The sequence below is a fragment of the Mycolicibacterium psychrotolerans genome, assembly GCF_010729305.1.
Taxonomy (GTDB): Bacteria; Actinomycetota; Actinomycetes; order Mycobacteriales; family Mycobacteriaceae; genus Mycobacterium; species Mycobacterium psychrotolerans.
Genome location: NZ_AP022574.1, coordinates 5517955 through 5535094, shown reverse-complemented (window position 1 = coordinate 5535094; position 17140 = coordinate 5517955). Strand labels below are relative to the sequence as shown.

Here is a 17140-nt window from a genome sequence, read left to right as displayed (position 1 = left end):
GGGCGATGAGCGCTCGCGCGAAGAGCAGATAGACCAGGGAGAACTAGACAATCATGGCAATTCGCAAGTACAAGCCGACGACCCCCGGTCGCCGCGGTGCCAGCGTCTCCGACTTCGCCGAGATCACTCGCGACCATCCGGAGAAGTCGCTGGTCCGTCCGCTGCACGGCAAGGGTGGCCGTAACGCCCACGGCCGCATCACCACTCGGCACAAGGGCGGCGGCCACAAGCGCGCCTACCGGGTGATCGACTTCCGTCGCCACGACAAGGACGGCGTCGACGCCAAGGTCGCGCACATCGAGTACGACCCGAACCGCACGGCGAACATCGCGCTGCTGCACTACCTGGACGGCGAGAAGCGCTACATCATCGCGCCGCAGGGTCTCAAGCAGGGTGCGGTGATCGAGTCGGGCGCCAACGCCGACATCAAGCCGGGCAACAACCTGCCGCTGCGCAACATCCCCGCAGGCACCGTGATCCACGCCGTGGAGCTGCGGCCCGGCGGCGGCGCCAAACTGGCCCGCTCGGCCGGCGTCAGCATCCAGCTGCTGGGCAAGGAGGGCACCTACGCCTCCCTGCGTATGCCCAGCGGTGAGATCCGCCGCGTCGACGTGCGCTGCCGCGCCACGGTCGGCGAGGTCGGCAACGCCGAGCAGGCCAACATCAACTGGGGCAAGGCCGGCCGCATGCGGTGGAAGGGCAAGCGCCCCACCGTCCGTGGTGTCGTGATGAACCCGGTCGACCACCCGCACGGCGGTGGTGAGGGCAAGACCTCCGGCGGTCGCCATCCGGTGAGCCCGTGGGGCAAGCCCGAGGGCCGCACTCGCAAGCCGAACAAGGCGAGCGACAAGCTCATCGTCCGTCGCCGGCGCACCGGCAAGAAGCGCTAGGGAGTAAAGCGATGCCACGCAGCCTCAAGAAGGGCCCGTTCGTCGACGACCATCTGCTCAAGAAGGTCGACGTGCAGAACGAGAAGAACACCAAGCAGGTCATCAAGACCTGGTCGCGCCGGTCCACCATCATCCCGGACTTCATCGGCCACACGTTCGCCGTCCACGACGGTCGCAAGCATGTGCCGGTGTTCGTCACCGAGTCGATGGTCGGCCACAAGCTGGGCGAGTTCGCGCCCACCCGCACCTTCAAGGGTCACATCAAGGACGACCGGAAGTCCAAGAGGCGGTAATGACTACAGCGATTGAATACCCGTCCGCGACCGCGAAGGCGCGCTTCGTGCGTGTCTCGGCCAGCAAGGCCCGGCGCGTCATCGACCTGGTCCGGGGCAAGGGCGTCGAGGAAGCACTCGACATCCTGCGCTGGGCGCCGCAGGCCGCCAGCGAGCCGGTCGCCAAGGTGATCGCCAGCGCCGCAGCCAACGCGCAGAACAACGACGGCCTGGACCCGTCGACGCTCGTCGTCGCCGCGATCTACGCCGACGAGGGTCCGACCGCCAAGCGGATCCGGCCCCGCGCGCAGGGTCGTGCCTACCGGATCCGTAAGCGCACCAGCCACATCACTGTGATCGTCGAGAGCCGGCCGCCCAGGAACACGGGCAAGCAGGGTGCCTCGGCCAGCGCTGCACGCGCGCGTCGCGCCCAGGCCAGCAAGGCCGCTACATCGAAGGGAGGCTCGGAGTAGTGGGCCAGAAGATCAATCCGCACGGCTTCCGGCTCGGCATCACCACCGAGTGGAAGTCGCGGTGGTTCGCCGACAAGCAGTACGCCGACTACATCAAGGAAGATGTGGCGATCCGCAAGCTGCTGGCCACGGGCCTCGAGCGCGCCGGCATCGCCGACGTCGAGATCGAGCGCACGCGCGACCGCGTCCGGGTGGACATCCACACCGCGCGGCCGGGCATCGTGATCGGCCGTCGCGGCACCGAGGCCGACCGCATCCGCGCCGACCTGGAGAAGCTGACCAGGAAGCAGGTCCAGCTCAACATCCTCGAGGTCAAGAACCCCGAGTCGGTGGCCCAGCTGGTCGCCCAGGGTGTGGCCGAGCAGCTGAGCAACCGCGTGGCGTTCCGCCGCGCGATGCGCAAGGCGATCCAGTCGGCGATGCGCCAGCCCAACGTCAAGGGCATCCGGGTGCAGTGCTCGGGCCGCCTCGGCGGTGCCGAGATGAGCCGCTCGGAGTTCTACCGCGAAGGTCGGGTGCCGCTGCACACGCTGCGCGCCGACATCGATTACGGGCTGTACGAGGCCAAGACCACCTTCGGCCGGATCGGTGTGAAGGTGTGGATCTACAAGGGCGACATCGTGGGTGGCAAGCGTGAGCTGACCGCCGCGGCTCCGGCCGGTGCCGATCGGCCCCGCCGCGAGCGTCCGTCGGGCACCCGTCCGCGCCGCAGCGGCGCGTCGGGCACCACGGCGACGAGCACCGACGCCGGTAGAGCTGCCACGGAAAGCCCAGCAGAAGCACCCGCTGTCGCCGAGGCCACCGTTGGCACCGAGGCCGCTGCCGGCGCATCCGCGCCGGAGAACACGGAGAGCTAGTCATGTTGATTCCCCGCAAGGTCAAGCACCGCAAGCAGCACCACCCGAGGCAGCGCGGCATCGCCAGCGGCGGCACCACGGTGAGCTTCGGTGACTACGGCATCCAGGCTCTGGAGCACGCCTACATCACCAACCGGCAGATCGAGTCCGCTCGTATCGCCATCAACCGGCACATCAAGCGTGGCGGCAAGGTGTGGATCAACATCTTCCCGGACCGTCCGCTGACCAAGAAGCCCGCCGAGACCCGGATGGGTTCGGGTAAGGGCTCGCCGGAGTGGTGGGTGGCCAACGTCAAGCCCGGCCGGGTGCTGTTCGAGCTGAGCTACCCCGACGAACAGGTCGCGCGAGCTGCACTCACTCGAGCCATCCACAAGCTGCCGATCAAGGCTCGCATCGTCACCAGAGAGGAGACCTTCTGATGGCAGTAGGAGTTTCGACGGGAGAGCTCCGTGAGCTCACCGACGACGAATTGACCGACAAGCTCCGCGAGTCCAAGGAAGAGCTGTTCAACCTGCGCTTCCAGATGGCGACCGGCCAGCTTGCCAACAACCGCCGGCTGCGCGTGGTCCGGCAGGAGATCGCACGGGTGTACACCGTGCTGCGCGAACGTGAGTTGGGTCTGGCCGCCGGACCCGGAGGTGAGGATTCCTAATGGCAGAAACGCAGGCAGGCGACAAGCACACGCCGCGTACGGAGAAGCCGCGCGGCCGTCGTAAGACGGCCATCGGCTACGTCGTGTCGGACAAGATGCAGAAGACGATCGTGGTCGAGCTCGAGTCCCGCAAGTCGCATCCGTTGTACGGCAAGATCATTCGGACCACGACCAAGGTCAAGGCGCACGACGAGAACTCCGAGGCCGGTGTCGGCGACCGGGTTTCGCTGATGGAGACCCGCCCGCTGTCGGCCACCAAGCGCTGGCGCCTGGTCGAGGTGCTCGAGAAGGCCAAGTAGCACCTTCGGTCGGACAACGATCGCGACTGCCCCCGCACGCCACCAGGCGGCGGGGGTTTTTGCGTGTCCGGAGGGTTCGCGGGGTGTACTGTCCGGCGCTATGACCACGGAGTTCAACGGCAAGATCGAGCTCGACGTCCGGGATTCCGAACCGGACTGGGGGCCGTACGCGGCGCCGGTGGCCCAGCCGGATGCGCCCAACGTGCTGTATCTGGTGTGGGACGACATCGGTATCGCGACCTGGGACTGCTTCGGCGGTCTGGTGAACATGCCGGCGATGAGCCGCATCGCCGAACGGGGCGTGCGGCTCACCCAGTTCCACACCACCGCGCTGTGTTCGCCCACGCGTGCGTCGTTGCTGACCGGACGCAACCCCACGACCGTCGGGATGGCGACCATCGAGGAGTTCACCGACGGCTTCCCCAATGCGAACGGACGGATTCCGTTCGACACGGCGCTGCTGTCGGAGGTGCTCACCGAGAACGGCTACAACACCTACTGCGTCGGGAAGTGGCACCTGACCCCGCTGGAGGAGTCGAATCTCGCGGCCACCAAACGGCACTGGCCGCTGGGCCGCGGCTTCGAGCGGTTCTACGGGTTCATGGGCGGGGAGACCGACCAGTGGTATCCAGAACTGGTCTACGACAACCACCCGGTCCCGCCGCCGGCGACACCCGAGCAGGGCTATCACCTGTCCAAGGACCTGGCCGACAAGACGATCGAATTCATCAGGGACACGAAGGTCATCGCGCCGGACAAGCCGTGGTTCACCTACCTGTGCCCGGGTGCCGGACATGCGCCGCACCACGTGTTCGCCGAATGGGCCGACCGCTACGCCGGTGTCTTCGACATGGGCTACGAGCGTTACCGCGAGATCGTTCTGGAGAACCAGAAGAGGCTCGGTATCGTGCCGCCCGACACCGAACTCTCGCCGGTGAACCCGTATTCCGACGTCTCCGGCCCCAACGGGGAGCCGTGGCCGCCGCAGGACACCGTGCGCCCATGGGATTCGCTCGACGACGACGAGAAGCGACTGTTCAGCCGGATGGCCGAGGTGTTCGCCGGGTTCCTGTCCTACACCGACGACCAGATCGGCCGTGTGCTCGACTATCTCGAGGAATCCGGTCAGCTCGACAACACGATCATCGTGGTGATCTCCGACAACGGGGCCAGCGGTGAGGGCGGACCCAACGGATCGGTCAACGAGGTCAAGTTCTTCAACGGCTACATCGATTCCGTCGAGGAGAGCCTGAAGCACTTCGACGATCTCGGTGGCCCGCAGACCTACAACCATTACCCGATCGGCTGGGCGATGGCGTTCAACACCCCCTACAAGCTGTTCAAGCGCTACGCCTCACACGAAGGCGGCATCGCCGACACCGCGATCATCTCCTGGCCCAACGGGATCAGCGCGCACGGCGAGTTGCGCGACAACTACGTCAACGTCGCCGACATCACGCCGACGGTGTACGACCTGCTGGACATCACCCCGCCCGCGACCGTGCGCGGGGTGGCGCAGAAGCCGTTGGACGGCGTGAGTTTCAAGGTGGCGCTGGAGAATCCGCACGCGCCAACCGGCAAGGAGACGCAGTTCTACACGATGCTGGGCACCCGGGGCATCTGGCACAAGGGCTGGTTCGCCAGTGCGGTGCACGCCGCGTCCCCGGCGGGCTGGTCGCATTTCGACGCCGACCGCTGGGAGCTGTTCCACATCGAATCCGACCGCAGTCAGTGTCACGACCTGGCCGGCGAGCAGCCCGAGAAGCTGGCCGAACTGATCGACCTGTGGTTCACGGAAGCGGGCAGGTACAACGGACTTCCGCTGGGCGATCTGAACATCATCGAGACGATGTCGCGGTGGCGGCCCTACCTCGCCGGGGAACGACAGTCCTACGTCTACTATCCCGGCACCGCAGACGTGGGCATGGGCGCCGTGGTGGAACTGCGCGGCCGGTCGTTCGCCGTGCTGGCCGAGGTCGCCGTCGACGGAGGCGGCGCCGACGGCGTGATCGTCAAACACGGTGGTGCGCATGGTGGTTACGTGATGTACGTGCAAGGTCACCGGCTGCACTTCTGCTACAACTTCCTCGGCGAGGAGGAGCAGACGCTGTCGGCGTCGGAGCCGCTCGCCGCCGGCCTGCACACGCTCGGCTTCGCGTTCACCCTCACCGGCACCGCCGAGGGCAGCCACACCCCGATCGGCGACGCCGCGCTCTACGTCGACGACGCCCAGGTCGCCGACTACGGCGGAATGCGCGTGCATCCCGGCACCTTCGGCCTGGCCAGTGCGAGCCTGAGCGTCGGGGTCAACAACGGCTCACCGGTGTCGCGGGCGTTCGCGGCGCCGTTCCCGTTCAGCGGCGGCACCATCTCACAGGTGACGATCGACGTCTCCGGTGCGCCGTACGCCGATCTCGAACGCGACTTCGCCCGCGCCTTCGCCAGGGACTGACGTGACGCGCGGTGTACTGCCCGCCTTGCTGGTGTGCGCGGTGTTGCTCACACCGGCCTGCACCCGTAGCAGCGGCGGCGCGGCCACCGCGCAGAGCGCCGAATCGGCAACGCCGACAACGAGTTCGGCCACAGCGACGTCCGTCGCACCGCCGGTCGTCACGACCGACGATACGCCGGGTGTGGTGCCCACGCCCGGCACGTCGGCCGCCGACGAGGACTGCGCACCGGCGGCTCCGCCTGCCGTCCCGGTGGACGTACGCATCGACGATCCGAAGGCGCCCACCGTGGTGGTGGGTGCGCCCGAGGGATGGACCACGACGCCGACTCCGGACGGCGTGACGCTGACCGGGCCCGATGGCATGTCGGGCACCGTCACGATCGCCGAGACAGCGCTCGATCCCGCCGCCGCGTTCCGCGGCTACGCCGACGACCTGACCGCTTCCACCACGATGAGCACGATGAGCCTGCTGCCCGCCGAGACCTGCGGATTCAGCGGCCAGAAGCTGATGGGTCAATTGGGCGGGACGGTCCCGGACACCGTGCTGTACCAGGCCCGGATCGTGCACGTGCCCGGCTACCTGATCGCGGTGTACGTCGAGGCGCCGACCGGCACCACGGACTTCGACGCCGAAGCGCCGGTGCTGACGCAGGGACTGCAGATCGGCCTACCCTGAGCAGCATGCTGACCGACCTCGTCGACCTCGACGGCGGGCGGTACCGGATGGGATCGACGCAGTTCTATCCCGAGGAGGCGCCGGTGCACACGGTCACCGTCGCGCCCTTCGCGATCGAACGCCACCCTGTCACCAACGCGCAGTTCGCCGAGTTCGTCGCCGACACCGGGTACCGCACCGTCGCCGAGATCCCCCCGGATCCCGCGCTGTATCCCGGGGCCGCGCCGGCCGACCTGGTCGCCGGCGCGCTGGTGTTCCGGCCCACCCGCGGACCCGTCGACCTACGCGACTGGCGGCAGTGGTGGGAATGGGTGCCGGGCGCGGACTGGCGGCACCCCTGCGGGCCGGACAGCTCGATCGACGACAAGGCCGATCACCCCGTGGTGCAGGTCTGTTACGCCGACGCGCTGGCCTACGCCCGGTGGGCGGGCCGGCGGCTACCCACCGAGGCGGAGTGGGAGTTCGCCGCCCGCGGCGGCGCCGCCACCGTCTATCCGTGGGGCGACGACGCCGCCCCGGGCGGGCAGGTGATGGCCAACACCTGGCAGGGCGCCTTTCCGTACCGCAACGCCGGCTGGGCCGGCACCTCGCCGGTCGGGACGTTCCCGCCCAACGGCTACGGCCTGGTCGACATGATCGGCAACGTGTGGGAATGGACGACCACCCGGTTCACCGGCCACCATGCGCCGGCCGGCGACACCGAGTCGTGCTGCGGGCCTGCCGGGCCCGACCCCGCGGTGAGTCAGGCGCTCAAAGGCGGATCGCACCTTTGCGCACCGGAGTACTGCCACCGCTACCGCCCGGCCGCCCGGTCACCCCAGTCACAGGACAGCGCGACGACGCACATCGGTTTCCGCTGCGCGCTCTGAGCGTGCTCTGACCAGCGATTTGGTCCATTCGCCGAGCTCACCTAGTATGTAGGGGTTGCCTAGGGCAGACCTCGGTTATCTCTGGTCGTCTACGTCAGAGAAAACCCTGCGTGCTCTTAGGGAACAAAGACCGCGCACGTCAGGGTCGGTAATCCTGCGTGCATACGAAAACCCAGGTCGAGGAGATCGAGTGATTCAGCAGGAATCGCGGCTCAAGGTCGCCGACAACACGGGCGCCAAGGAGATCTTGTGCATCCGCGTTCTCGGTGGCTCGTCGCGGCGCTACGCGGGCATCGGTGATGTCATCGTGGCCACCGTCAAAGACGCCATCCCCGGCGGCAACGTCAAGCGCGGCGACGTCGTCAAGGCCGTCGTCGTGCGCACCGTCAAAGAGCGCCGCCGCGCCGACGGCAGCTACATCAAGTTCGACGAGAACGCCGCCGTCATCATCAAGGCCGACAACGACCCGCGCGGCACGCGCATCTTCGGGCCGGTCGGTCGCGAACTGCGCGAGAAGCGCTTCATGAAGATCGTCTCGCTCGCCCCGGAGGTGTTGTAGATGAAGGTCCGCAAGGGCGACACGGTGCTCGTCATCTCCGGCAAGGACAAGGGCGCCAAAGGCAAGGTCCTGGTGGCCTACCCCGAGCGCAACAAGGTCCTCGTCGAGGGCGTGAACCGGATCAAGAAGCACACCCCCGAGTCCCGCACCGAGCGCGGCGCGTCCTCCGGCGGCATCGTCACGCAGGAGGCACCGATCGCGGTGTCCAACGTGATGCTGCTCGATTCCGACGGCAAGCCGACCCGCGTCGCATACCGCACCGATGACGAGACCGGCAAGAAGGTCCGTATCGCCAAGACCAACGGCAAGGACGTCTGACGATGACTACCACCGAAAGCAGCGTGAAGACTCTTCCCCGCCTGAAGCAGCGCTACCGCGAAGAGATCCGCGACGCCCTGCAGAAGGAATTCGGCTACGCCAACGTGATGCAGATCCCGGGTGTGGTCAAGGTCGTCGTCAACATGGGTGTCGGCGACGCCGCCCGTGACGCCAAGCTGATCAACGGTGCGGTCAACGACCTCGCGCTGATCACCGGCCAGAAGCCCGAGATCCGCCGGGCCCGCAAGTCGATCGCCCAGTTCAAGTTGCGCGAGGGCATGCCGATCGGCGCCCGCGTGACGCTGCGCGGCGACCGGATGTGGGAGTTCCTCGATCGCCTGATCTCGATCTCCCTGCCCCGTATCCGCGACTTCCGCGGCCTGAACGGCAAGCAGTTCGACGGCACCGGCAACTACACCTTCGGGCTGACCGAGCAGTCGGTGTTCCACGAGATCGACGTTGACAGCATCGACCGCCCCCGCGGCATGGACATCACCGTCGTCACCACGGCGACCAACGACGACGAAGGACGAGCGCTGCTGCGGGCGCTGGGCTTTCCGTTCAAGGAGAACTGAGCAATGGCAAAGAAGGCTCTGGTCAACAAGGCCAACAAGAAGCCGAAGTTCAAGGTGCGGGGCTACACGCGCTGCAACCGCTGCGGCCGCCCGCACGCGGTGTTCCGCAAGTTCGGCCTGTGCCGCATCTGCCTTCGCGAAATGGCGCACGCCGGCGAACTGCCCGGTGTGCAGAAGTCCAGCTGGTAAGCCAGCCAACCACTACTAAAACAGTTGCGGCAGGCCCCTTTCCGGGGGAACCGCCGCGAGAAAGGTGAACCGGCTGTCATGACCATGACGGATCCGATCGCAGACTTCTTGACACGTCTGCGCAACGCCAATTCGGCGTACCACGACGAAGTGACCCTGCCGCACAGCAAGATCAAGGCCAACATCGCCGAGATCCTCAAGTCGGAGGGTTACATCAGCGACTACCGTACCGAGGACGCCCGGGTGGGCAAGTCCCTGGTCGTGCAGCTCAAGTACGGCCCGAGCCGGGAGCGAAGCATCGCCGGCCTGCGCCGTGTGAGCAAGCCCGGTCTGCGGGTGTACGCCAAGTCCACCAACCTGCCCCGCGTTCTCGGCGGGCTGGGTGTGGCCATCATTTCCACGTCGTCCGGCTTGAGGACCGACCGGCAGGCTTCCCGTGAGGGTGTCGGCGGCGAAGTCCTCGCGTACGTGTGGTGAGGGGTAGATAAGACATGTCTCGCATTGGAAAGCAGCCGGTCCCGGTTCCCGCCGGGGTCGATGTCACGATCGACGGCCGCAATGTCGCCGTCAAAGGCCCCAAGGGGACGCTGACCCTCGATGTCGCCGAGCCGATCGAGGTCTCGCGCGACGACGACGGCGCCATCGTGGTCACCCGTCCCAACGACGAGCGGCGTAACCGTTCGCTGCACGGGCTGTCCCGCACACTGATCGCCAACCTGGTCGACGGTGTGACCCAGGGCTACACCACCAAGATGGAGATCTTCGGTGTCGGCTACCGCGTGGTGGCGAAGGGCAACGACCTCGAGTTCGCGCTCGGCTACAGCCACCCGGTGCTGATCACCGCACCGGAAGGCGTCACGTTCGCGGTCGAGACGCCCACCAAGTTCTCGATCTCCGGTATCGACAAGCAGAAGGTCGGCCAGATTGCGGCCAACATCCGCCGCCTGCGGAAGAGCGACCCCTACAAGGGCAAGGGAATCCGCTACGAAGGCGAGCAGATCCGTCGCAAGGTCGGAAAGACGGGTAAGTAGCAGATGGCGACCAACAGCAAAAGCACAGTGAGCACCGGGCACACCCCGGTGGGCAAGAACATCTCCGAGACGCGGCGCACGTCGCGGCTGCGCAGGCATGCCCGCCTGCGCAAGAAGGTCGCCGGCACCGCCGAGCGTCCGCGCCTGGTGGTCAACCGCTCCTCGCGGCACATCCACGTCCAGCTCGTCGACGACCTCGAGGGCGTCACGCTGGCCGCGGCGTCCTCGATCGAGGCCGACGTGCGGGCCGTGGAGGGCGACAAGAAGGCCGCCAGCTCGCGGGTGGGCCAGCTGATCGCCGAGCGCGCGAAGGCCGCCGGCATCGACGAGGTCGTGTTCGACCGCGGTGGGTACACCTACGGCGGAAGGATCGCGGCCCTGGCCGACGCGGCGCGCGAGAGTGGGCTGAAGTTCTGATGACTTTCAACGAGAGGACTGCATGATGGCCGACCAGGCTGGCGCCGGTTCGGCGCAGGACAATCGCGGTGGCCGCGACGACCGCGGCGGCCGTGGCCGCCGTGACGATCGCGGCGGCCGGGGCGGACGTGACGACCGCGAGAAGAGCAACTACCTCGAGCGCGTCGTCGCGATCAACCGCGTCTCCAAGGTCGTCAAGGGTGGTCGCCGGTTCAGCTTCACCGCGCTGGTGATCGTCGGCGACGGTAAGGGCATGGTCGGCGTCGGCTACGGCAAGGCCAAAGAGGTGCCTGCCGCGATCGCCAAGGGTGTCGAGGAAGCGCGCAAGAACTTCTTCCGGGTTCCGCTGATCGGCGGCACCGTGACCCACCCGGTCCAGGGTGAGGCCGCGGCCGGTGTGGTCATGCTGCGCCCGGCCAGCCCCGGTACCGGCGTCATCGCCGGTGGCGCGTGCCGCGCGGTGCTGGAGTGCGCCGGCGTGCACGACGTGCTGGCCAAGTCGCTGGGCAGTGACAACGCGATCAACGTGGTGCACGCAACCGTCGCCGCGCTGAAGCTGTTGCAGCGCCCCGAGGAGGTCGCGGCCCGCCGCGGTCTGCCGATCGAAGATGTAGCGCCCGCCGGCATGCTCAGGGCCCGTCGTGAGGCTGACGCCCTGGCCGCCGGCGCCGCGCGTGAGGGAACGGCTTAGGAACATGGCAGAGCTCAAGATCACCCAGGTGCGCAGCACCATCGGCTCCCGGTGGAAGCAGCGCGAGACCCTGCGCACGCTCGGCTTGCGCAAGATCCGCCAGTCCGTGGTGCGCGAGGACAACCCGCAGACCCGCGGATTGATCAAGACCGTGCACCACCTCGTCACGGTCGAGGAGGTATAGCGACATGACGATCAAACTGCACGACCTCAAACCGGCTCCCGGCGAGAAGACGAAGAAGACCCGCGTGGGTCGCGGTGAGGGCTCCAAGGGCAAGACCGCGGGCCGCGGCACCAAGGGCACCGGCGCCCGCAAGAACGTCCCGGTGGGCTTCGAGGGCGGCCAGATGCCGATCCACATGCGGCTGCCCAAGCTCAAGGGCTTCCGCAACCGGTTCCGCACCGAGTACGGCGTCGTCAACATCGGCGACATCGGCAAGGCGTTCCCCGAGGGCGGCACCATCGGCGTCGACGAACTGGTGGCCAAGGGCCTGGTGCGCAAGAACGTTCTGGTGAAGGTTCTCGGCGACGGCAAGCTGTCGGCCAAGGTCGACATCACCGCGCACAAGTTCAGCGGCAGCGCCCGGGAGGCGATCACCGCCGCCGGCGGTAGCGCCACCGAACTGTAAGTCGTTCCACAGCTGAAGACCCCCGCTCCGGCGGGGGTTTTTGGTTGGCGGCCGGTAACGTCGGAGCCGTCCTGGGCGATGAGCCACCGACGGGGGAGAAGAAGGAGCAGTCTTGATGAGCCACCGGCGCACAGTTGTCACGGCGATCCTCGCCGCCGGGATCGCCCTCGGAATGGCAGCACCGGCGCAGGCCCAGACGGCCGATCAGTGGTTCACCGACGCGGTGGGCAAGATGAATATCCCGTTCGCGCCGAACACCGATCTTCCCGACGTCGGCAAGCAGGTCTGCGAGATGCTGACCACATCGCTGGCGGCCAACTCCGTCAACCCGGTGCCCGCCGTGCGCGGAGTGGTCACCACTCTGACGAGCCGGGGGCTTGATCGCGCCCAGGCCGGTGGGCTGCTCAAGGCATCGGTGCAGGCCTACTGCCCGCAGCACGCCCGCTTCGTCGGGCGCTGACCTCGACCCGGGCGTCGGTACGCTCGGTGCCATGATCTCTGTGCTCTCCGGCGTGCCCGGATTCTTGCCCGGCCCGGATGACTTCCGCGAGCTGGCCCGAAAGGTCGACACCGCCCGTCACCAGGGGGTGCCCGCCGGCTGCATCCTGGAGATCGATCTGCAGCAGACGCCCTCGGAGACCGCCGGCTTCGACCCGGTCGCCATGGTGTCGGGGATCCTCGGGGCCAGCCGCCCGCTGCTGCTGCGCGAAACCGTCGCCGCCATCCACCGGGCCGCCGAGGATCCGCGGGTCGCGGGGTTGATCGCGCGGGTCCAGCTCGACGCGGCGCCACCGGGACCGGTGCAGGAACTGCGCGCGGCCATCGCGGCGTTCACCGAACGCAAGCCGTCTCTGGCCTGGGCCGAGACCTACCCCGGCACGCTGTCGTACTACCTTGCCTCGGCGTTCGGTGAGGTATGGATGCAGCCGTCGGGCACGGTCGGGCTGGTCGGGTTCGCCACCAGCGCCCTGTTCCTGCGCGACGCCCTCGACAAGCTCGGCGTCGAGGCGCAGTTCACCGCCCGCGGCGAGTACAAGTCCGCGGCGAACCTCTTCACCCAGGGCGGCTACACCGAGGCGCACCGTGAGGCCGACACGGCGCTGGTGAACAGCCTGCGTGCCCAGGTGTGGCAGGCGGTGGCGGCGTCGCGGAACGTCGACCCCGCCGCGCTGGACGGACTGGCCGACCGCGCCCCCCTTCTGCGCGAGGACGCGGTGACCGCGGGGCTGGTGGACCGCATCGGGTTCCGCGACGAGGCCTATGCGCGCATCGCGGACATGACGGGCGCCGCGGGGGACGGGGACGCCGACGGCGACGATGCGCCGCCGCGGCTCTTCCTGTCCCGGTACGCGCGCACCAGCAGGCCCTCGATGCCGACCCCCGCGCTGCCGGGACGCAAGGGCCGCCAGACGATCGCCGTCGTCACGCTGGCCGGGCCCATCGTCAGCGGCCGTGGCAGGCCGGTGTCCCCGTTCGGCGGCGCCAGCGCCGGCGGTGACACGATCGCCGCGGCGTTGCGGCAGGCCGGCGCCGACGACGACGTGGCCGCGGTCGTACTGCGCGTCGACAGTCCCGGCGGCTCGGTCACCGGATCGGAGACGATCTGGCGGGAGGTGGTGCGGCTGCGTGAGCAAGGCACGCCGGTGGTGGCGTCGATGGGCGCGGTCGCGGCCTCGGGCGGCTACTACGTGTCGATGGCGGCCGACGCCATCGTGGCCAACGCGGCCACCATCACCGGGTCGATCGGCGTCGTGACGGGCAAGCTCGTCGCCCGCGACCTCAAGGACCGGCTCGGGGTCGGTTCGGGCGCCGTGCGCACCAACGCCAATGCCGATGCGTGGTCGGTCAACGCACCGTTCACCGAGGAGCAGCAGGCGCACGTGGAGGCCGAGGCCGACCTGTTCTACACCGATTTCGTCAACCGGGTCGCCGACGGCCGCCGGATGAGCGCAGAGGCGGTCGACCAAGTGGCCCGCGGCCGGGTGTGGACGGGTGCCGACGCGCTCGAGCGTGGCCTGGTCGACGAGCTCGGTGGGCTGCGCACCGCGATCACCCGGGCCAAGGCGCTCGCCGGGATCGACGAGGACACCAAGGTGAACATCGCCCACCTGCCCGGGTCGTCGCTGCGGGACATGCTGCGGCCCAAGGCTTCTTCCCAGCCGGCCGCCGCGTCGGTCTCGGAGATGGTGAGCGCGTTGGCCGTTCGCTCACTGACCGAGGTGGTCGATCAGTCTCAGCGGTCGCTGACCGGCGTCAACGTGCTGTGGCTGGGGACTTCCCGGTACTGAGTTCGGCGCTCACGTAGACGATCTCGCCGAGGGGGTCGACGTCTCCGGCCCGCTCGACGCCCGGCAGCCGGTAGCGGGCGAACAATTCGTCGCGCGGCGCGCCGGTGACCTGCCAGCCCACGTCGCGCAGGTAGTCGGGCACCGGGGTACGGGGTCCGGTGTAGACGAGCGACGGCATGTCGATGTCGAGGCCGTGGTCGCGCAGCGGCGCCGACGCCGTCCGCGCCTTCTCGGCATCCAGGTCGACGATGCCGGGCACGTACTCGGTGGCGATCGTGGACCCCGGTGCCGAGAGCGCGGTGATCCGGTCGAACAACTGGTCCTGCGCCTCGGGCGGCAGATAGATCAGCAGGCCCTCGGCCAGCCACGCGGTGCGGACCTCCGGGTCGAAGCCGTTGTCGCGCAACGCTGCCGGCCAGTCGTACCGCAGTTCGATCGGGATGGCGCGGTGCGTCGCGGTGGGTTGCGCACCGAGTGTGGCCAGCGTCGAGGTCTTGAACGCGATCACCTCGGGTTGGTCGAGTTCGAACACGCATGTGCCGTCGGGCCACGGCAGGCGATAGGCGCGGGCGTCCAGCCCCGAGGCCAGGATCACCACCTGCCGTGCGCCGGCGGCCGTCGACGCCAATGCGCAGTCGTCGAAGAACTTGGTGCGCAACGCCATTCCGTTGATCATCGCCTCGGCCCGCTCGGGGGAGGCGTCGCCGAACGCCGACATGTCGAGTTCGCCGTCGATCATCTTCGTGAAGAAGTCGATGCCGACCGCCCGCACCAGCGGCGCGGCGACCGGATCGTCGATCAGGGCCCCGGGAACCGCGCTCGCCATCGCCCGGCCCGCGGCGACCATCGTCGCCGTCGTGCCGACGCTCGACGCCAGGTCCCACGAATCATCGCCGCTGCGGCTCATGACTTCACCGCCGTGAGCGCCAGCGAGTCCCGCAGCGACGCCAGCGCCTCACCGGCGCCGAACGTGCGACCGTAACCGGCGAAGACCTCGGGGCGGGTCCGCGTGCTCACATGCCAGCTCTGGCCGGACAGGTAGTCGGCCGGGGGAGTGCGCTCGCCCGGGTAGAACAGGTCCGCGACGTCGACATCGAATCCGTGATCGGACCACTGCGCCCTCAGCGCCCGGGTCCGCTCACCGATGGAGGCGCCGGCATCGGGATGGAATTCGGTGGCCAGCCGGCTGCCGGGTGCCGACAGCGCGGTGATGTGGTCGAAGAGGCGGTCCTGCGCGTCGGGCGGCAGGTAGACAAGCAGACCCTCTGCGCTCCACGCGGTCGGGACGGTCTCGTCGAATCCGTGGGCGCGCAGGGCGGCCGGCCAGTCGTCGCGCAGGTCGACGGCCACAGCCCGATGGTGTGCCGAAGGCGTGGCGCCGATCTCGGCCAGTGCGGCGGCCTTGAACTCCAGGACCTGCGGCTGGTCGATCTCGAACACCGTGGTGCCGTCGGGCCAGGGCAGCCGGTAGGGCCGCGAGTCCAGGCCCGAGGCCAGGATCACCGCCTGCCGGATACCGGCCGCCCCTGCGTCGAGGAAGAAGTCGTCGAAGAACCGGGTCCGCACGGCCAACACGTCCGTCATCAGCCGAGCGACCCCGGATTCGTCGGAGTCGGCGAACGAGAGCGTCCCGTCGACCACCTTGGTGAAGAAATCGATGCCGACCGCGCGCACCAGTGGGGCGGCGTACGGATCGTCGATCAGGGGGTCGGGTTCCCGGCTGGCGACGGCCCGCGCCGCGGCGACCATCGTCGCCGTCGACCCGACACTCGACGCCAGATCCCACCGGTCTCCCTCGGCGCGCGCCACGGCGGGGTCTACTTCGCCGCGCTGACGTAGACGACGTCGGCGAAGCCCTCGTCCGGATTCATCGGCGGCAGGCCACAGCGGACCAGTAGGTCGTTGGTGGGCACGCCGTCGACGGTCCAGCCGTGGCCGCGCAGGTACTCGGTGACCTCCGCGCGCTCACCGAGGAACACCAGCTCGGAGAAGTCGAGGTCGAAACCGTGGCTGCGCCACAGATCCGTCGACTCCTTCATCTTCTCCCGCAGTTCCTCGGAGTCCCCTTCCTGGTGGGAGGGCACCCCCTCGGCGGCCAGCCGGCTGCCCGGGGCGCTCAGCTCGTCGATCTGGTCCAGCAGCCGGTCCTGCGCGTCGGGAGGCAGGTAACCGAACAGGCCTTCGGCGATCCACGCGCTCGGGCGGCTCACGTCGAAGCCGGCGTCGGCCAGTGCGGTCGGCCAGTCCTGGCGCAGGTCGATGGGGACCGTGCGCAGCTCCGTGGTCGGCTGGGCGCCGAGCCCGGCCAGGGTCTGCTTCTTGAACGCGATCACCTCGGGCTGGTCGATCTCGTAGAGCACCATGTCGGCCGGCCAATCCAGTCGGTAGGCGCGGGCGTCGAGGCCGGAGGCCAGGATGACGGCCTGGCGCACACCGGCGGCCATCGCCTCGGCGAAGAAGTCGTCGAAGAAGCGGGTGCGTGCGGCCATCCCGTCGGCGAAGCGGCTGATGCCGACGGGGGACTGGCCCCCGGAATTCCTGTCGCCCGCGTCGAGGTCCGCGGGGGTGAGCTCGCCGGAGGCCAGCTTGGTGAAGAAGTCGACGCCCACCGCGCGGACCAGGGGCTCGGCGAAGGGGTCGCTGATCACGGGCTCGTCGGCCCGCGACGCCACTGCGCGCGCCGCGGCGACCATCGTCGCCGTCGCGCCGACGCTCGACGCGAGGTCCCAGGTGTCGTTGTCGCTGCGTGCCATCGTCAACTCCTCAATCGATACGACAAATTAATTAGCTGGGTTAACCAAGCTCGGTGGCGACTGTACTCCTCGAACCTGACCGCGAGGTTTCCCGCTGCTGCGCTCCCGCGGATGCAGGGCAACCACCATGCAACTGTTAGTCTCGTAGACTGTTCCAAACGCGTGACCTGCGCAGGCCTGTTGCCTGCCGGGGCTGTCGCGCACAAGACTTAACCGACGCTGGTCACGCCAGCCAAAGAGCACGCCGTGA

Annotated in this window: 25 protein-coding genes; 22 read left to right on the top strand and 3 right to left on the bottom strand. The window is 68.5% G+C overall.

From position 1 onward, the window contains the following. Positions 1-53 precede the first annotated feature (53 nt). From rplB to sppA, 22 genes are all read left to right on the top strand, one after another. Positions 54-890, top strand: coding sequence for a 50S ribosomal protein L2 (gene rplB / locus G6N45_RS26690; RefSeq protein WP_163727081.1), 837 nt, complete (start codon positions 54-56; stop codon positions 888-890). 11 nt (positions 891-901) lie between these two features. After that, on the top strand, positions 902-1183 hold the full coding sequence (rpsS, locus tag G6N45_RS26685; RefSeq protein WP_011739061.1) for a 30S ribosomal protein S19: 282 nt from the start codon (positions 902-904) through the stop codon (positions 1181-1183). Continuing rightward, positions 1183-1635 carry a 50S ribosomal protein L22 gene (gene rplV / locus G6N45_RS26680; RefSeq protein ID WP_163727078.1) on the top strand — a complete coding sequence of 151 codons (453 nt, stop codon included), beginning with the start codon at positions 1183-1185 and terminating at the stop codon, positions 1633-1635. The genes rpsS and rplV overlap by 1 nt, the downstream gene beginning before the upstream one ends. Continuing rightward, a complete protein-coding gene (rpsC, locus tag G6N45_RS26675) occupies positions 1635-2492 on the top strand; it encodes a 30S ribosomal protein S3 (protein ID WP_163727075.1) in 858 nt (285 codons plus the stop codon). Before rplV ends, rpsC begins: the two co-directional genes overlap by 1 nt. 2 nt (positions 2493-2494) lie before the next feature. Continuing rightward, positions 2495-2911: a 50S ribosomal protein L16 gene (gene rplP, locus G6N45_RS26670; RefSeq protein WP_057151135.1), complete on the top strand. Its 417-nt coding sequence runs from the start codon at positions 2495-2497 to the stop codon at positions 2909-2911. Further along, the gene (gene rpmC, locus G6N45_RS26665; protein ID WP_046362683.1) at positions 2911-3144 is read left to right on the top strand and encodes a 50S ribosomal protein L29; all 234 of its coding nucleotides are present in this window, start codon (positions 2911-2913) and stop codon (positions 3142-3144) included. The genes rplP and rpmC overlap by 1 nt, the downstream gene beginning before the upstream one ends. After that, positions 3144-3443, top strand: a complete 300-nt coding sequence (gene rpsQ / locus G6N45_RS26660) for a 30S ribosomal protein S17 (RefSeq protein ID WP_057151134.1) — start codon at positions 3144-3146, stop codon at positions 3441-3443. The genes rpmC and rpsQ overlap by 1 nt, the downstream gene beginning before the upstream one ends. Positions 3444-3543: 100 nt before the next feature. Then, positions 3544-5895, top strand: a complete 2352-nt coding sequence (locus tag G6N45_RS26655) for an arylsulfatase (RefSeq protein WP_163727073.1) — start codon at positions 3544-3546, stop codon at positions 5893-5895. A 1-nt stretch (position 5896) separates the two neighbouring features. Then, positions 5897-6571 (top strand): hypothetical protein, encoded by a 675-nt coding sequence (locus tag G6N45_RS26650; RefSeq protein WP_163727070.1) that lies wholly within the window; start codon positions 5897-5899, stop codon positions 6569-6571. Between the two features lie 5 nt (positions 6572-6576). Beyond that, positions 6577-7440 carry a formylglycine-generating enzyme family protein gene (locus G6N45_RS26645; protein WP_163727067.1) on the top strand — a complete coding sequence of 288 codons (864 nt, stop codon included), beginning with the start codon at positions 6577-6579 and terminating at the stop codon, positions 7438-7440. Between the two features lie 190 nt (positions 7441-7630). After that, positions 7631-7999, top strand: coding sequence for a 50S ribosomal protein L14 (rplN, locus tag G6N45_RS26640; RefSeq protein ID WP_003883432.1), 369 nt, complete (start codon positions 7631-7633; stop codon positions 7997-7999). After that, on the top strand, positions 8000-8317 hold the full coding sequence (rplX, locus tag G6N45_RS26635; RefSeq protein ID WP_163727063.1) for a 50S ribosomal protein L24: 318 nt from the start codon (positions 8000-8002) through the stop codon (positions 8315-8317). Between the two features lie 2 nt (positions 8318-8319). Continuing rightward, on the top strand, positions 8320-8892 hold the full coding sequence (gene rplE, locus G6N45_RS26630; RefSeq protein ID WP_048471636.1) for a 50S ribosomal protein L5: 573 nt from the start codon (positions 8320-8322) through the stop codon (positions 8890-8892). Between the two features lie 3 nt (positions 8893-8895). Continuing rightward, positions 8896-9081: a type Z 30S ribosomal protein S14 gene (locus G6N45_RS26625; protein WP_011778599.1), complete on the top strand. Its 186-nt coding sequence runs from the start codon at positions 8896-8898 to the stop codon at positions 9079-9081. A gap of 78 nt (positions 9082-9159) precedes the next feature. After that, on the top strand, positions 9160-9558 hold the full coding sequence (rpsH, locus tag G6N45_RS26620) for a 30S ribosomal protein S8 (RefSeq protein ID WP_011895861.1): 399 nt from the start codon (positions 9160-9162) through the stop codon (positions 9556-9558). Between the two features lie 14 nt (positions 9559-9572). Beyond that, positions 9573-10112, top strand: a complete 540-nt coding sequence (gene rplF / locus G6N45_RS26615) for a 50S ribosomal protein L6 (RefSeq protein WP_043405801.1) — start codon at positions 9573-9575, stop codon at positions 10110-10112. 3 nt (positions 10113-10115) lie between these two features. Then, complete coding sequence (rplR, locus tag G6N45_RS26610; protein WP_163727059.1) at positions 10116-10529, top strand: 50S ribosomal protein L18; 414 nt, start codon at positions 10116-10118, stop codon at positions 10527-10529. Positions 10530-10554: 25 nt separating this feature from the next. Then, positions 10555-11220 carry a 30S ribosomal protein S5 gene (rpsE, locus tag G6N45_RS26605; protein WP_179965247.1) on the top strand — a complete coding sequence of 222 codons (666 nt, stop codon included), beginning with the start codon at positions 10555-10557 and terminating at the stop codon, positions 11218-11220. A 4-nt stretch (positions 11221-11224) separates the two neighbouring features. After that, positions 11225-11404, top strand: a complete 180-nt coding sequence (gene rpmD, locus G6N45_RS26600) for a 50S ribosomal protein L30 (RefSeq protein ID WP_057151127.1) — start codon at positions 11225-11227, stop codon at positions 11402-11404. 4 nt (positions 11405-11408) lie between these two features. Next, on the top strand, positions 11409-11849 hold the full coding sequence (gene rplO / locus G6N45_RS26595) for a 50S ribosomal protein L15 (RefSeq protein ID WP_163727051.1): 441 nt from the start codon (positions 11409-11411) through the stop codon (positions 11847-11849). 115 nt (positions 11850-11964) lie between these two features. Beyond that, a complete protein-coding gene (locus G6N45_RS26590; RefSeq protein WP_308207093.1) occupies positions 11965-12309 on the top strand; it encodes a DUF732 domain-containing protein in 345 nt (114 codons plus the stop codon). Positions 12310-12340: 31 nt separating this feature from the next. Then, the gene (gene sppA, locus G6N45_RS26585) at positions 12341-14137 is read left to right on the top strand and encodes a signal peptide peptidase SppA (RefSeq protein ID WP_163727044.1); all 1797 of its coding nucleotides are present in this window, start codon (positions 12341-12343) and stop codon (positions 14135-14137) included. On the opposite strand, the gene G6N45_RS26580 is transcribed toward sppA, so the two are convergent. From G6N45_RS26580 to G6N45_RS26570, 3 genes are read right to left on the bottom strand one after another with little or no spacing between them, the layout of a single operon-like run. Beyond that, positions 14103-15044, bottom strand: a complete 942-nt coding sequence (locus G6N45_RS26580) for a class I SAM-dependent methyltransferase (RefSeq protein ID WP_163727040.1) — start codon at positions 15042-15044, stop codon at positions 14103-14105. The genes sppA and G6N45_RS26580 overlap by 35 nt on opposite strands. Further along, positions 15041-15946 (bottom strand): class I SAM-dependent methyltransferase, encoded by a 906-nt coding sequence (locus G6N45_RS26575; protein WP_163727037.1) that lies wholly within the window; start codon positions 15944-15946, stop codon positions 15041-15043. The genes G6N45_RS26580 and G6N45_RS26575 overlap by 4 nt, the downstream gene beginning before the upstream one ends. Positions 15947-15954: 8 nt before the next feature. Further along, the gene (locus tag G6N45_RS26570) at positions 15955-16890 is read right to left on the bottom strand and encodes a class I SAM-dependent methyltransferase (protein ID WP_163727034.1); all 936 of its coding nucleotides are present in this window, start codon (positions 16888-16890) and stop codon (positions 15955-15957) included. Between the last annotated feature and the right edge of the window lie 250 nt (positions 16891-17140).

What these genes read in the sequence shown, in the direction of transcription:
- rplB (WP_163727081.1), top strand. Translation starts at nt 54, where the DNA reads ATGGCAATTCGCAAGTACAAGCCGACGACCCCCGGTCGCCGCGGTGCC.
- rpsS (WP_011739061.1), top strand. Translation starts at nt 902, where the DNA reads ATGCCACGCAGCCTCAAGAAGGGCCCGTTCGTCGACGACCATCTGCTC.
- rplV (WP_163727078.1), top strand. Translation starts at nt 1,183, where the DNA reads ATGACTACAGCGATTGAATACCCGTCCGCGACCGCGAAGGCGCGCTTC.
- rplP (WP_057151135.1), top strand. Translation starts at nt 2,495, where the DNA reads ATGTTGATTCCCCGCAAGGTCAAGCACCGCAAGCAGCACCACCCGAGG.
- rpmC (WP_046362683.1), top strand. Translation starts at nt 2,911, where the DNA reads ATGGCAGTAGGAGTTTCGACGGGAGAGCTCCGTGAGCTCACCGACGAC.
- rpsQ (WP_057151134.1), top strand. Translation starts at nt 3,144, where the DNA reads ATGGCAGAAACGCAGGCAGGCGACAAGCACACGCCGCGTACGGAGAAG.
- G6N45_RS26655 (WP_163727073.1), top strand. Translation starts at nt 3,544, where the DNA reads ATGACCACGGAGTTCAACGGCAAGATCGAGCTCGACGTCCGGGATTCC.
- G6N45_RS26645 (WP_163727067.1), top strand. Translation starts at nt 6,577, where the DNA reads ATGCTGACCGACCTCGTCGACCTCGACGGCGGGCGGTACCGGATGGGA.
- rplX (WP_163727063.1), top strand. Translation starts at nt 8,000, where the DNA reads ATGAAGGTCCGCAAGGGCGACACGGTGCTCGTCATCTCCGGCAAGGAC.
- rplE (WP_048471636.1), top strand. Translation starts at nt 8,320, where the DNA reads ATGACTACCACCGAAAGCAGCGTGAAGACTCTTCCCCGCCTGAAGCAG.
- G6N45_RS26625 (WP_011778599.1), top strand. Translation starts at nt 8,896, where the DNA reads ATGGCAAAGAAGGCTCTGGTCAACAAGGCCAACAAGAAGCCGAAGTTC.
- rpsH (WP_011895861.1), top strand. Translation starts at nt 9,160, where the DNA reads ATGACCATGACGGATCCGATCGCAGACTTCTTGACACGTCTGCGCAAC.
- rplF (WP_043405801.1), top strand. Translation starts at nt 9,573, where the DNA reads ATGTCTCGCATTGGAAAGCAGCCGGTCCCGGTTCCCGCCGGGGTCGAT.
- rplR (WP_163727059.1), top strand. Translation starts at nt 10,116, where the DNA reads ATGGCGACCAACAGCAAAAGCACAGTGAGCACCGGGCACACCCCGGTG.
- rpsE (WP_179965247.1), top strand. Translation starts at nt 10,555, where the DNA reads ATGGCCGACCAGGCTGGCGCCGGTTCGGCGCAGGACAATCGCGGTGGC.
- rpmD (WP_057151127.1), top strand. Translation starts at nt 11,225, where the DNA reads ATGGCAGAGCTCAAGATCACCCAGGTGCGCAGCACCATCGGCTCCCGG.
- rplO (WP_163727051.1), top strand. Translation starts at nt 11,409, where the DNA reads ATGACGATCAAACTGCACGACCTCAAACCGGCTCCCGGCGAGAAGACG.
- G6N45_RS26590 (WP_308207093.1), top strand. Translation starts at nt 11,965, where the DNA reads ATGAGCCACCGGCGCACAGTTGTCACGGCGATCCTCGCCGCCGGGATC.
- sppA (WP_163727044.1), top strand. Translation starts at nt 12,341, where the DNA reads ATGATCTCTGTGCTCTCCGGCGTGCCCGGATTCTTGCCCGGCCCGGAT.
- G6N45_RS26580 (WP_163727040.1), bottom strand. Translation starts at nt 15,044, where the DNA reads ATGAGCCGCAGCGGCGATGATTCGTGGGACCTGGCGTCGAGCGTCGGC.
- G6N45_RS26570 (WP_163727034.1), bottom strand. Translation starts at nt 16,890, where the DNA reads ATGGCACGCAGCGACAACGACACCTGGGACCTCGCGTCGAGCGTCGGC.